Genomic DNA, 13,249 nt, shown 5'->3' on the forward strand with positions numbered 1-13,249 from the left:
CTCACCAACCCGATCACCGGCAAGCACCGCCAGCACCGCCCGATACCGCTGCTCAACTTTCGACAACTCCGTCAGCGCCAATCCCGGCCTCCGGACCACGCGATGCCCGCAAACATCACGCGATCAAGAGGCCAAACTCAGCACCTGTCAAGCAGCTACTGGGACGCCGATGTCAAGCATCTACCGGGACAGCACAGCGATCTGAGCTTTTCGGTTGCCGAATTAGTCTCTTTAGGATCAAGGCGGCGCTGACGCGCCGCACCGTGGCCGCTCGCCCTGCCCGCGCCTTGGGCCTTCGGCCACAGCGCGGAGGGCGGCGGCCCGCACCCGCGTCAGGCGCCGCAACCCGATCCGAGGCGAATTCGGCATCGTGCCGTTCAACGGCTACGCCGTGTACTGGTCGGCGGGCGTGCACGGCGACGGTGCGGCGCTGACCGGGGGTCGCCAGCGAGGACCGGGTCCAGGTCGCCGGAGCGGGTTCCGTCTGGCGCTGGTGGAAGACCGGCGGGGCGCTGCCCCGCCACCCCGGCCCGCCTCGGAGAGCAGCCGGGCTCCCCTCAGCAGGTCACCACACAGGCATCCCGAGAACCTCGGGACGGACGAAGCCTGCCCTGCCGAGGAGAGCCCTCACATCCGTCCAGCCGATGACGCTTCAAAACGCGAAACGCCATCAAGAGGTGATTGACGACGCTGTGCGCTGTGCCGACCATGGAGGCATGGCCCGTAGACCTCGAACCCCTGACTCGCGATGGGTGGGGTGGAGCATCGCGGGAATGGCGGCCGTCAACGCGATCGGTGAGGCCGCGAAGGGTGCTACAGGCTTCGACAACCGGCCCACGGTGTTCCAGCTCGTGGCTCTCGGAGTTGCTGTGCTGGCTTCCGTGGTGATGGTGGTGCAGTCGAGTCCGGCCAAAAAAAGCTCAGCTTCTCTACGACTTCTTGGTTCGCGCGTAGTCTGGTGCGCCATGGCACTCGCGGCAGCGGTTGTGCAACCGAGCCCAGCCACCGCTGGCAAACCCCACGAGTCAAAAAAATCGCTGATTCTTGCTTGCGAGAAAGAAAGACGTTCTCTGCTTGCAGGCAATCGAGGCGGATGGTTCGACACCATGCGTGCCAGGGGTGCGGGCAACCCACTGGGTGTCTAAGTGAGTGTCAACGTCGGCGTACGTCGAGCGGCAGCCGAGAACGATGGCGTTCTTTCTCTCCAGCTCAACTGTTATGCAGACTGGCCAGAGATGCCAAGATCGTTGCCTGGGGGTCAAGGGGTCGTCGGTTCGAATCCGGCCAGCCCGACAGGGTAATAAGCAGGTCAGAAGGCTGATCTCGATCATGGTATCGGCCTTTCTTGCGTTCTGGGGACCAGATGGTGGGCTGGAAGCGGATCTTGGCCGCTGGTCAAGTAGCCCGGTTTGCCGCCCACCGTAGGACGGATCGGGTCGCAACGGCGATAGTGGCGCACCACATGTCCGTATCTTCCGAGCTCGTGCCTACGCGACCTGGCGGAGTGATCGTAAAATCCGCGACAAACTGTCGGGCTGTGTGAGGGACCGGATGATGACTTCGGAGTTCGAGCATCTACGTGCCGATGATGCCGTTCTCGCTGCCCGGCGCGACTTGGCGGAACGTGTCCGCGCGGCGCTCATGTATGCCGGCGTCCCGGCCTTCCCAAGCACCGGTGCGCTGGTTAGCGCGGGCGCCGAAATCGAGATCGACGCAGCCAGCGACGAGGCGGGAGGCGTGTATGTCTATTGGGCACCGTCCGGCGAACTGTCGAAGGCTGTTCGCGACAACTGGATGGCCGGTCGTACGAACGCCCCGGTCGTCGAACTCTTTGAATCAATTTCGCTGGCCATGCGCGACGCGTTGATCGAAATAGTCCGTCGTTCGGGTTTCCGCGTTCTCGCCGTTGACGACTACGCCATGGGACCTCCGGCAATCTTCGTACTCGGATCGAACGACGAAGGCGATGGCACCAGAGCCTGAGACAGACCGGAGCAGGAGCAGCGCGATCGAGGCTCGGAATCCGGATCTGCCGTTAGTCTGCCCCCGTCGTGCCCAAGATGCCGACGCAGGGGACCAGGCGGGGACCACACGTCGTGCGTCTCGTCCTTAGAGCCTGTCGAAGAACGAAGGCATGTCCTGACCCGCTACGACGTCGATGATGACGTCGTAGCCTGCGGGATCGTCGGGCCCGCCTTCTCCGGAGCGGTCCAGCACGTGGGTCGCACCGAGGTCGCGTAGTCGACGACCGCGCGGCCGTGGGCGGTGACCCACGCCGACGCTCTGCGACTCACCCACCGCCGTCCGCCCACGTGGAGCGTGCAGCGAACGTGGGGCAACGGCCGACGCTGTACCGCGCTCGAATCGCACCGGCTGACAGCCGAACAACGGTCGTCATCGGGTGTGGCATCCGGGTGACTCGCCGGTGCGTCCGGAGACCGCCCGCAGCAGCGACCGACTGTGCCGTCGCGGAGCCGATCCCGGTGGCGCGACGCGTCGAAGGCCTGCATCGTGCAGCCGCGGTCGACGGACGACCGCAGCGCCCGGAGAGCTCGGCGGAGATGAGGTTAGGCGTCGCGGAGGCGGGTAGGGGAGGCGGACGTGGTCAGGGCCTCGCTGGATCGGGGTGGTGTCAGGGGAGGCAGCGGTGGGGCAACCGCATTCTGTGTACGTTGAGCGCGCGCGCAAGCTGGTGATCGACTTGGGTCAGTTACTGGCCGACGTCACCGCTGGGCAGGATGCCGCCGACGTACACCAGCGGCTGCTGGACCGCTTCGACGCCACCGACCACGACCGGCGTGTCGAAGCGATGGAACTCGGCCGGCACGAGTTCACCGACATGTGGAACGCGCTGCGCCACGGTCGGGACCTGCCGCCGACCGCGTGGGAACGGGTGGTGCTGCCCACTGTCGTGGCATTCGGCAACCCGCAGACCGAGAAGATCCACCTGGAGTTGGCCACCGCGTACTGGCTTGCCGCCCGCGCAGCGGTCGACGCCGTGCCGGACTTCTCCCGCGCCGTCGCCGAAATGGCCGCTGCCGAGGCGGCCACGCAGGTCCAGGCCGGCCCGCAGGCCTCGCCGGCCGCGTCGGTGCGGCCCGCGACAGCCGTCGAGGTCACGTTCGCGACGGCGATGCCGACTGCGGCCCGAGCTCGCTCGGCACGCAGCAGGCCCGGCCGTCGGGTGTTGATCGCGGTGGCGGTAGGTGTGCTGACCACCGTCACCGTAACGGTGCTGCTGCTCCACGGCCCGACCGTGGACACGCCGGTGGCGGCGGAGGCTGCTCTGCCCTCGCCGGATCCGACGTCGGTGACGACGACCGGCGGTCCCGTTCCACCGATGCTGCCCACCACGCCGCCGTCCGCGAGTCCGCAGCCCTCCCCGATCATCACCGGCGCCCCTATGCCGTCGCCCGTCTGGTCCCCGCCGACGGCGTCGACCACGACACCGGGGGCGGCGCCGTCGGCGCCGCGGCAGTTGATCGCGGTCGCCGCCGACGCGCACAACATCTGGCTGTCATGGTCAGCGCCTGCAGCAGGCGGATCGGGCGGGGTGGCTTTCTACCGGATCCAGCGCGACGGGCAGTTCATCGGCTGGACCAGCGACACCAGCGTCACCGTCACCGACTTGACACCCGCCACCACCTACACGTTTGCAGTCGTTGCGCGCAACGGTGCAGGCCTGCAGTCGGGCCCGAGCAATCAGATCACCGTCACCACCGCCCCCACCCCGCCCCAGCCGTCGCCGACGGCTGCGCCGTCGTCAGCGGACACGACATCACCGGCGCCATCACTGTCACCGCCGCCGTCGTCCGAGCAGCCGCCGTCGCCGAGCGCCGCACCGGCCAGTGAACCCGCCGTACCGGCTGTGGAAACCTCCTTGGTGGTGCCCTCGTCGCCGACAGCGGTCATCGGATCCGGGCAGGCCGTCCGGACCTGAGACAGGCCCAGGCGATGGCTGGACGTGGCCATGGCGGCAGCCGGTAGACGCCCGGCGGGCCTGGCGTGACGGGCGTCACCGCGCCCGTGGGGTAAGCCGACCCCGACGGGGCTATAGGTGCATGGTCGTCAATCGAAGGGATCCGCATGGACCAGGACATGTTCTCGTTCGCAGACCTGCTCATGGTCGGAGCCGTCTGCCTGGCGCTCGGGGCCTTGGCGACGGTCGTGTTCCTGTCCTCGACACTGCACGAGATGCGCACGGCGAGAAAGGCCGCAGCCCGCCAGCGCCGTGACGCGATGCAGCTGCTCCGCCTTGCCGAGCAGCCCGGTGGCCTCACCACCGACACCTGGGACGCCGACCTGCTGCGCCGAGTGCAGCCCGCGCGCCTGCCTGTCAACCGCCCAGCCGTCCAGCCCGAGTCCGGCCCTCGCCACGGCGCGATGTGAGCACATCCCGGGTACGCAGCTGGAGTGTCGTCCGGGGGTCCGCGCAGCCCGGGTCGTCTTGATGTGGTGGCGGGCCAGAGCGAGGTGGCGGGTCGGCCGCATCGGGCCCGACCGCCACGCAGCCGCCGTTTCGACGGGTGCGGTCCGACTCGCCCGCGCGGCAGCTTGGCTGCCGTAAGCGCCGGCGCCGCCCTGCACGCGGCCCAGGAGGGCTCGCCGGCCCACACCATCGAAGCGTCCCTCCATGCGCAGTCGCCGGTGTTCACGGACGCCGTCAGCAAGCATGACGGCCGCCGCCGAGAATGGGAACCGCCTGGTCTTCGTCGCTTCGCGGCGGGCTCTGCATGGGTTCGTCCTCGTCGCTGGGCTTTGGCACGCCGCCGGCATGGCCTTCCATCGGTCTCATTGATTAATGTGGATCGATTCTCGTCCGTCCGGGAAAGGCAGCCCATGCGACCGCCGCAACACCCGCTCACCCTGTCCGCCTCCGCACTCGTGCTCGCCGCCGCGCTCCTGACAGCGGGATCGCCCGCGTACGCCGACGGGACCGCCCCCGCGGCACCGCAGCGCCTGTCGGTGATCCCCGGCGCGACGTCGATGCGCCTGAGCTGGCAGCAGCCGCAAACCGGCTCCCGGGCCCGCTGGTTCCACGTGTACGAATCCGGAACGGTCGTCGCCCGCAACACCACGACGTCCGCGGTCCTGCACGTGGCCTTCAACTCCACCCACACCTACACGGTCACCGCCGTCGACGACGACGGCGACGAGTCGCCGGCAACCGCACCGGTGAGCGCGCACGCGTGGACCTCCGGCATGAACCCCGAATGCCAGCCCCCGGCCCCGCTGACGATCACGGTCACCGACGTGACGGCGTCGGCGGCGTCGGCGTCATGGCCGCGGCACCCGCTGTGGAACGACCTGGAGCTGCGGATCGGCTCCACCAGCCTCGGCCGGACACCGTTGACCAGTGTGCGGATCGGTGGCCTGGCGCCGCAGACCAGCTACAGCGTCGGGCTCTACCGCTACAACGGGTGTCTGCAGAGAACAGTCCCGGTAGCTCTGGGCAGCCTGACGACCGCCACCGGAAACGCCGAGCGCCCGGCCGCGCCGTCGGCGTTCACCGTCACCGACCGCACCGACTCCACGGTCCGGCTGGCCTGGACCGCGCCGAGTCCCCGACCGGCCCAGTACGCGGTGTACGACGGCGACACGCTGGTCGCCCGGACCAGCAGCACCACCGCGACGGTCCGCCGGCTCTACCACGCCTCCCTCCACGCCTTCACCGTGACCGCGTTGGACGCCGGCGGCAACGAGTCGATCCATACCCCGCCCGTGCCGGTCAGCACCGACCCGTGCCAGGCCAACCCGCCGCGGCCTGTCGGGCTCACCGCCACTGCGGTGTCGGCCTCGTCGGTGCGGCTGGGCTGGACCTTCCACTCGGCGGCAGCGTCCTACACCGTCTACGACGGCGACCGGCCGGTCGCCACCCCGACCGGCCCCCACGCCATGGTCACCGGACTGGCCTCCGGTTCCCGGCACAACCTGCGGATCTCCGCCACCCTGCCCGACAGCTGCGGCGAAACGCCGCGCAGCACCGCGGTCGCCGTGACGACGCCTGCCGGACCCGACGCCCGGCCCTCCCCACCGGCCGGACTGACGCTCGTCGGCAACGCGCCGATCGACACCTCCACCACCTCGATCACCCTCACCTGGGCCGGATCGACCGGTGGGGCGCCCGCGACCGCCTACCGGATCTATGAGGGCGCCGTGCTCGCCGGCGAGGTCACCGGCACCCAGCTGTCACTGACCGTCGGGGCGGGCACCCGCCACACGTACTCAGTGGCCGCCGTGGACGCCGCAGGAAACGAGTCCGTGCAGAGCACACCCCTCGCCGTGCAGGCAGGGTACCTGCCACCTCCGTGATGCACGGCCGTCCGGGCCGCGGCGACACCGTCCCGCCGTGGCCCGGCCGTCCCCGCCGGGGACGAGCGTCCCGGCGGGGCGTGTGCCGTGACGAGCCGGTGGTCCGGCGCAGGTCAGCGGGTGTGCGGCCGGCGGTCCGGGCGGCGTCCGAGGATCAGGTCCGCGACCAGCGCGGTCCAGCCGGTCTGATGGGAGGCGCCGAGCGCCGCGCCGTTGTCGCCGTGGAAGTACTCCGGGTAGATCAGGCGGTCGCGCCAGTCCGGGTGCGTCTGGAACAGTTCCGTGCCGCCGTACAGTGCCCGCCGGCCGTCCCGGTCGCGCAGGAAGATGTCGATGAGCCGCTCGGACACCTCGTCGGCGATCTCGTTGAGGGTGCGCCGGTGCCCGGATCCGGTCGGGCATTCGAACGTCTCCGCGTCGCCCAGGAAGTCGCCGAACTGGTTGAGGGCGCGGATCAGCAGGTAGTTGACCGGCATCCAGATCGGCCCACGCCAGTTGGAGTTGCCGCCGAACGTCCCGGTCGTGGATTCGGCCGGTTCGTAGTCGACGGTGTAGTCATGGCCGCCGAGATTGACCGTGAACGGTTCGGCGGCGTGGATGTGCGAGATGCTGCGCAGGCCGTACGGGCTGAGGAACTCGGACTCGTCCAGCATCCGGGACATGATCGGTCCGAGCTGGTCCATCGTCACCATGGACAGCAGCCGGTGCCGGTCGCCGCTCGGGCGGGACCGGTGCTCGCCGACGACCGTGGCGTACGCCGGTTTGTGGTCGAGGAACCACCGGATGCGCTCGGCCACCTCCGACAGCTGCCCGTACGTGCCCTCGCGCCATGTCACGGTCGCGACGAGCGGGATGAGCCCGACGATCGAGAACACCCGGATCGGGATCGCCTCTCCGCAATCGATGCGGATCGTGTCGCAGTAGAAGCCGTCCTTGTCGTTCCACAGCGACCGGGCCGAGGCGGCGATGTAGGCGAAGTGCTCGAAGAACTTCGTCGCGATGTCTTGGTAGCTCGGATTGCGCACGGCCAGGCGGACGGCTATCTCCAGCAGGTTCGCCGCGTACATGGCCATCCAGCCGGTCCCGTCGGACTGCTCCAGCTGTCCCGCGACGGGCAGCGGCGAGGACCGGTCGAACGGGCCGATGTTGTCCAGGCCGAGGAACCCGCCGTCGAACACGTTGTCGCCGTCGGCGTCCTTGCGGTTGACCCACCAGTTGAAGTTGAGCATCAGCTTGTGCATGATCCGTTCGAGGAAGCCGAAGTCACGGCCGCCGTCGAGCTCGAACACCCGCAGCGCCGCCCAGGCGTGCACCGGCGGATTGACGTCGCCGAACGCCCATTCGTACGCCGGGATCTGACCGCCGGGGTGCATGTACCAGTCGCGGACGAGCAGGAGCAGCTGCTGTTTGGCGAACGCCGGGTCGACGCGGGCGATCGCGACGCAGTGGAACGCCAGATCCCAGGCCGCGAACCAGGGATACTCCCACGGGTCGGGCATGGAGATGACGTCGGCGGCGGCCATGTGCCGCCATGCGCGGTTGCGCCCGTCGTGCCGGCCGGCCGGCGGGGTGAGGGTCGTCCGGTCCCCGTCCAGCCACAGGCCCACGTCGTAGCGGTAGAACTGCTTGCCCCACATCAGGCCGGCGACGGCACCGCGGACGACGCGGGCCTCCTCCTCGGTCGTCCCGACCGGCATCAGGTCGGCGAAGAACGCATCGGACTCGGCCCGCCGGTCGGTCATGACCTGGTCGAAGCCGGACCCGAGGTCGGTGGAGGCGTCGGTGGGCCGTGCCAGCCGCAGGCGGATCCGGCGGGACTCACCCGCCGGGACGTCCAGTACGTAGTGCAGCGCCGCCTTGGTGCCGGTCATCGCCGGGTTGACGGTGCCGGCGCCGTGGACGACGTGGTCGTTGATGCCGTCCTTCGGGTACGCCGACCGGCCCGGCGTGTTCCAGAACCGCTCGGCGTTGGTCTCGTTGTCGCAGAACAGCGCCGTCGGGTCGCCGTCGCCGAGCAGTTCGATCGTGCCGAGTTCCTCGTGCCGGGCGGTGAGGCGGTCGCCGCGACCGGTGATCGTCGGCACCGCGTCGTGCCCGGCCCGGCCCCATGCCCAGGTGTTGCGGAACCACAGCGTCGGCAGGACGTGGATCGTCGCCGCCTCCGGGCCGCGATTCGCGACGGTCACCACGATGCACATGTCGGTCGGGGACGCCTTGGCGTAGTCGGCGGTGATCGACCAGTACCGGTCGTCGGCGAACACGCCGGTGTCGATCAGTTCGAACTCGGGGTCGTGCCTGCCCCGGCGGGCGTTGACCTCGACCAGCTCCCGATAGGGGAATGCCGCCTGCGGGTAGTGGTAGCGCCAGCTCATGTGGGAGTGGGTCGGGGTGGAGTCCTCGTACCACCAGTAGTCCTTGGCGTCCTCGCCGTGGTTGCCCTCCGACCCGGTCAGGCCGAACATGCGTTCCTTGAGGATCGGGTCGCGGCCGTTCCAGAGCGCGAGCGCGAAGCAGAACCGCTGCCCGTCGTCGCAGATGCCGGCCATGCCGTCTTCGTTCCAGCGGTAGGTGCGCGACCGGGCGTGGTCGTGTGGGAAGTACGTCCATGCCTCACCGGCGGGGCTGTAGTCTTCGCGGACGGTGCCCCAGGCCCGTTCGGACAGGTATGGTCCCCAGGCCCGCCACGGCAGCTCACCCGCGTCGGCTTCCGCGAGTCGATCTTTTTCGGCGCTCGAGCCCCGCTCAGACGTCATGTGCCCATCATCGGCACGGCGGATGGACGCCGCGCCGGTTTCAGCATTTCCCCGCGGTACGACTCATCGCCGCTTCCGGCCGGGGCGCCGGTCGCCGCCGGAGACCGGTCCGCCGCCGGGCTGACCGACTCTGGTGTCGTCGGCAGCACCCGCCGACCCGGCCGGCCGGCAGGCGCGCCATTGACTCCGAAACTTTCGGTGTCCCTGTCGAGACTTGCTGACCGTCGAGTGAACCACGGTGTGGTGAGTGCCCCGACCCACGGCGGACCATCCCTGCCGGCATCCGGTTTCTATGCCTATCTTGCAGGCATTATATGAAAGGCCAGTCTGATGAGGATTCCGATAACTTCCGGAAGTCGTTGACAGTCCCGTCGGGACGGTCCGATACTGCGTGCATCCATGAATGTCAACGTCCGGCGGATCTGGGCCGTGGCCACGAGCTGGTACCCGCCTGTCGGACCGCGCCCACACCTTCCCGGCAGGGTCCGCTACGTGACGGCCGCATGTCCCGCGGCCCACGACCGCATCGAGCCGAGCCCCGCAGCCCGCCCGAAGGCTGCCCTCCAGTAAGGATGCACCCGCGTGAACGATCACCCCGCCCCCGCCCCCGCCCGTCCCCGCAGACGCGACCTGGTCAAGCCGCTCATCGGCGGCCTGGGCGCCATCGCGCTGGCCGTCGCGTCGATCGCGCTGGCCGGCACGGCCCACGCCGAGGCCGACCGGACCATCACCTCCAACTCCACCGGCTGGCACAACGGCTACTTCTACTCGTACTGGAAGGACAACGGCAACGTCACCATGACCCTGGGCGCGGGCGGCCAGTACAGCGTCCAGTGGAGCAACATGAACAACACCGTCGTCGGCAAGGGCTGGAACCCCGGCTCCAGCCACACGGTGAACTACTCGGGAAGCTTCAGCCCCAACGGCAACGGCTACCTGGCGCTGTACGGGTGGACCACCAACCCGCTCATCGAGTACTACGTCGTGGAGGACTTCGGCAGCTACAACCCCAGCACGGGCACGACCCGGCTGGGGTCGGTCACCACCGACGGCAGCACCTACGACATCTACCGCACCCAGCGCGTCAACCAGCCGTCGATCATCGGAACCGCCACGTTCTACCAGTACTGGAGCGTCCGCCAGCAGCACCGCACCAGCGGCGCCATCACCACCGCCAACCACTTCAACGCGTGGTCCAGGCTCGGCCTCACGCTGGGCACCCACAACTACCAGATCCTCGCGACCGAGGGCTACCAGAGCAGCGGAAGCTCCAATATCACCGTCAGCGAGGGCGGCAACCCGCCGGCCAGCCCGAGCGCGTCGGCCAGCCCGAGCGCGTCGGCCGGCGCGAGCCCGCGGCCGAGCCCTTCGACCCCGCCGGGTGGGGGCAGTGGGGGCTGCCGCGTGACCAATGCGCTCAACCCGTGGAACAACGGCCTCACCGACAACATCACCATCACCAACACGGGTTCGACCGCCGTCAACGGCTGGTCGCTGCGCTTCACCCTCGCCTCCGGCCAGAACATCACCTCCGGCTGGAGCGCCACCTACTCCCCGACGAGTGGCCAGGTGACGGCGACCAACGTCAACTACAACGCCGCCATCCCACCGGGTGGATCCACCACGATCGGGTTCCAGGCGACCCACACCGGCAACAGTTCCGCGCCCACCGGGTTCTCCCTCAACGGCACCGCCTGCAGCTGAACTGCGCAGACGGCGTAGCCGTTCCACCGTGGAGCGGCCCCCGGCCGGGCGGAGCCACCGCCGGCCGGGGGCCGTGTGCGACCTGGTCCGAGGCTGCCCGAGGGCCGTGACGGCGTCCGCGGTGACGGCGGCAGGCATGGAGGAACCAGAAACCCGGCGGGTTGTCGGGGGGCGTGGGAAACCAGACGCACTGGTACGGACAGGCTGACTGTCGGATAGCCGAACTGGTGGCAGTCGCCCATCGCACAGTGTGTCGGCTGCCGCGGCCGCATGCTCGGTCGATGGCGGACACTGCGGCCGGGCTGTCCCGGCGACGGGCACTGGCGGGCCTAGGCGGGCTCGCGGCGCTGACCCTGCTGCCGGGCTGCCGGGAGGCGATCGAGGCGGCGGCTGGCAGCTGCCCGGAGGATCCGGCCGAGTCCGGGGGAGTCACCTGGAACCCCGACATCGGCCGCCCCGTGTTCTGGGGCGTTCAGGACCTGACCGCGGCCTCCCACGGTACGCCGCGCGACCTGCGCGTGTACTACCCGAGCTACGACGGCGCGACCGCGAACGCACCCATGCTCAAGCTGTGCCTGACGAAGTGGCCGATGGTGCTGTTCCTGCACGGGCAGCCGCCGCAGGGCGTCCCGAACACCGGCTACCACACGCGCTGGGAGCGATTCGCGGCGGTGCTGGCCCGATGCGGATACGTGGTGGTCGTGCCCAGCCACACCGCGGTCCTGTCGCAGGGCACCGACGACCCCGCCATCGCAGCGGCGGGCGCGGACCTGGCCTGGGTACGCACCCAGTGGGAGCACCGGCGCTGGGTCGACACGCGACCCGAGTCGACCGCCGTGGTCGGCCACTCCTACGGCGGAGTGCTGGGCTCGCGGGTGATGGCGGCCAACCCGGGGTTCGCCGCGTTCGCCAGCCTCGGCGCGCCGTACGCCGAGCTGAACGACCGGCAGGCGGTGCTCACCGCGATCGGTCGACCGACGTTCTTCGCCTGGGCCGACGGCGACGGCCTGGGTCTGGTCTTCGAGGACCTGGACAAGCCGACAAAGGTCTGGGACAGCCTGCCCCAGCCCCGCTACGCGGCCGTGTACCAGGGCGAGCACTTCGACTACCTGCGCGCGGCCGACACGGGCTCGGCCCTGCGCGGCCCGTGCCCGCTGGTCGGCGGTGCGATGGCGGACTTGGTCGCGCTGTTCCTGTCTGCGCACCTGCCGGTGCCGCTGGGCCGAACCCGGGTCGGTGACGACCTGGAACCGCCGCAGGTGGACCTGAGCCCGGAGCAGGAGCGGTTCGCCGGTGCGCACCTGCAGGGCGTCGCGCAGTTCCAGGCGGCCCCGGGCTGCCGCCTCGACCTGCGCTGGAACCTCGACGGCCGGACCGGCTCCCGCCGCCTCGGCGCCTGACGGGTCGCCGGCTCCCCACCGCCGGCATCGGCGCGGACGAAGCAAGCCTGACCCGGGCCGCCCTCGACAGCCGGGCGGATCGGCCGGACCGCGCGTTCTGCACCGGTGGAGGCCGACCGGCCGTGCCGAACAGGCCCTGCGAGCATCTCCTACGATGAGGTTCACCGTGGTTCCGGGTCTCCAGCCACATCCACCTTTCGCGCGCGAATCGGAGGCACCTTGAAGCTCCTGCTCACGTCAGGCGGCGTCACGAACCCGAGCATCCATTCGGCGCTCGTGCAGCTTCTCGGCAAGCCGATCGCCGAGTGCCGCGCCCTCTGCGTCCCGACGGCACAGTGGGGTCACCCGATGTGCGGTCCGACCTCGGTGCGGGGCTTCCTGGCCGCCGAGCCCAGGTGGCAGCATTTCTCCGGCCTGGGCTGGGCGTCGCTCGGTGTCCTCGAACTCACCGCGCTGCCCACCATCGGCGCGGAGCGATGGGTCCCCTGGGTCCGGGAGGCCGACGTGCTCCTGGTCGACGGCGGCGACGCGACGTACCTGTGCCACTGGATGCGGGAGTCCGGGCTGGCCGAGCTGCTGCCTTCGCTGCCCGACACGGTCTGGGTGGGAGTGAGTGCCGGAAGCATGGTGATGACGCCCCGGATCGGAGCGTACTTCGTCGAGTGGCCGTCCGCGCCGGACGACCGCACCCTGGGAGTCGTCGACTTCTCGATCTTCCCGCACCTGGACGCCTTCCCGACGAACACCCTGGCTGACGCAGAGCGGTGGGCCGCCGACATCGGCGTTCCGGCGTACGCCATCGACGAACAGACGGCCATCAAGGTCGTCGACGGCTCCGTCGAGGTGGTCTCCGAAGGACGATGGACGAAGCTCAGGTCATAGCCGCCTGGCATTCGTGACGTCGCGTCGTTGAACGTGACCTCGTCGACTTGCAGCACTTCCTGGAGCGCCCGCCGCTGTGGCAGGCCCCGCAGCGGCGTCCGATCACCACCTCGTGCTCGACGCTGCCGCGGACCGATTCCCAGCCGGGACCGTGCCGGTCGAGGAGGCGGTGTTCGAAGTGGACGCGGGTGCGGTCGG

The 13,249-nt window shown here is 69.7% G+C and carries 10 protein-coding genes; 9 read left to right on the top strand and 1 reads right to left on the bottom strand.

Annotation, left to right across the window (positions count from 1 at the left end; all coding sequences use genetic code 11):
- The 6 genes from F6W97_RS40350 to F6W97_RS00030 form a co-directional block, all read left to right on the top strand.
- Positions 1-252, top strand: a 252-nt coding sequence (locus tag F6W97_RS40350) for a hypothetical protein (protein WP_230686273.1), incomplete at its 5' end; no start/stop codon positions are given.
- A 521-nt stretch (positions 253-773) separates the two neighbouring features.
- On the top strand, positions 774-1,145 hold the full coding sequence (locus F6W97_RS00005) for a hypothetical protein (protein WP_155367989.1): 372 nt from the start codon (positions 774-776) through the stop codon (positions 1,143-1,145).
- A 409-nt stretch (positions 1,146-1,554) separates the two neighbouring features.
- Complete coding sequence (locus F6W97_RS00010; protein ID WP_155367990.1) at positions 1,555-1,983, top strand: hypothetical protein; 429 nt, start codon at positions 1,555-1,557, stop codon at positions 1,981-1,983.
- Between the two features lie 718 nt (positions 1,984-2,701).
- Positions 2,702-3,940, top strand: a complete 1,239-nt coding sequence (locus F6W97_RS00020) for a fibronectin type III domain-containing protein (RefSeq protein ID WP_155367991.1) — start codon at positions 2,702-2,704, stop codon at positions 3,938-3,940.
- A 146-nt stretch (positions 3,941-4,086) separates the two neighbouring features.
- Positions 4,087-4,389: a hypothetical protein gene (locus tag F6W97_RS00025; RefSeq protein ID WP_155367992.1), complete on the top strand. Its 303-nt coding sequence runs from the start codon at positions 4,087-4,089 to the stop codon at positions 4,387-4,389.
- A gap of 450 nt (positions 4,390-4,839) precedes the next feature.
- Complete coding sequence (locus tag F6W97_RS00030) at positions 4,840-6,312, top strand: fibronectin type III domain-containing protein (RefSeq protein ID WP_155367993.1); 1,473 nt, start codon at positions 4,840-4,842, stop codon at positions 6,310-6,312.
- Positions 6,313-6,425: 113 nt separating this feature from the next.
- Here the strand turns inward: F6W97_RS00030 and F6W97_RS00035 are convergent, their stop codons facing one another.
- Positions 6,426-9,065 (bottom strand): MGH1-like glycoside hydrolase domain-containing protein, encoded by a 2,640-nt coding sequence (locus F6W97_RS00035; RefSeq protein WP_155367994.1) that lies wholly within the window; start codon positions 9,063-9,065, stop codon positions 6,426-6,428.
- 582 nt (positions 9,066-9,647) lie between these two features.
- On the opposite strand from F6W97_RS00035, the gene F6W97_RS00040 reads away from it, so the two are divergent.
- From F6W97_RS00040 to F6W97_RS00050, 3 genes are all read left to right on the top strand, one after another.
- Positions 9,648-10,769 (top strand): glycoside hydrolase family 11 protein, encoded by a 1,122-nt coding sequence (locus tag F6W97_RS00040; protein ID WP_230686274.1) that lies wholly within the window; start codon positions 9,648-9,650, stop codon positions 10,767-10,769.
- A 281-nt stretch (positions 10,770-11,050) separates the two neighbouring features.
- Positions 11,051-12,169 carry an alpha/beta hydrolase gene (locus F6W97_RS00045; protein ID WP_155367995.1) on the top strand — a complete coding sequence of 373 codons (1,119 nt, stop codon included), beginning with the start codon at positions 11,051-11,053 and terminating at the stop codon, positions 12,167-12,169.
- A gap of 219 nt (positions 12,170-12,388) precedes the next feature.
- The gene (locus F6W97_RS00050; protein WP_155367996.1) at positions 12,389-13,051 is read left to right on the top strand and encodes a Type 1 glutamine amidotransferase-like domain-containing protein; all 663 of its coding nucleotides are present in this window, start codon (positions 12,389-12,391) and stop codon (positions 13,049-13,051) included.
- The last annotated feature ends 198 nt before the right edge of the window (positions 13,052-13,249 follow it).

The sequence above is a fragment of the Catellatospora vulcania genome (assembly GCF_009720385.1).
In the GTDB taxonomy this organism is placed as follows: domain Bacteria; phylum Actinomycetota; class Actinomycetes; order Mycobacteriales; family Micromonosporaceae; genus Catellatospora; species Catellatospora vulcania.

What these genes read in the sequence shown, in the direction of transcription:
- F6W97_RS00030 (WP_155367993.1), top strand. Translation starts at nt 4,840, where the DNA reads ATGCGACCGCCGCAACACCCGCTCACCCTGTCCGCCTCCGCACTCGTG.
- F6W97_RS00035 (WP_155367994.1), bottom strand. Translation starts at nt 9,065, where the DNA reads ATGACGTCTGAGCGGGGCTCGAGCGCCGAAAAAGATCGACTCGCGGAA.
- F6W97_RS00005 (WP_155367989.1), top strand. Translation starts at nt 774, where the DNA reads ATGGCGGCCGTCAACGCGATCGGTGAGGCCGCGAAGGGTGCTACAGGC.
- F6W97_RS00010 (WP_155367990.1), top strand. Translation starts at nt 1,555, where the DNA reads ATGACTTCGGAGTTCGAGCATCTACGTGCCGATGATGCCGTTCTCGCT.
- F6W97_RS00025 (WP_155367992.1), top strand. Translation starts at nt 4,087, where the DNA reads ATGGACCAGGACATGTTCTCGTTCGCAGACCTGCTCATGGTCGGAGCC.
- F6W97_RS00045 (WP_155367995.1), top strand. Translation starts at nt 11,051, where the DNA reads ATGGCGGACACTGCGGCCGGGCTGTCCCGGCGACGGGCACTGGCGGGC.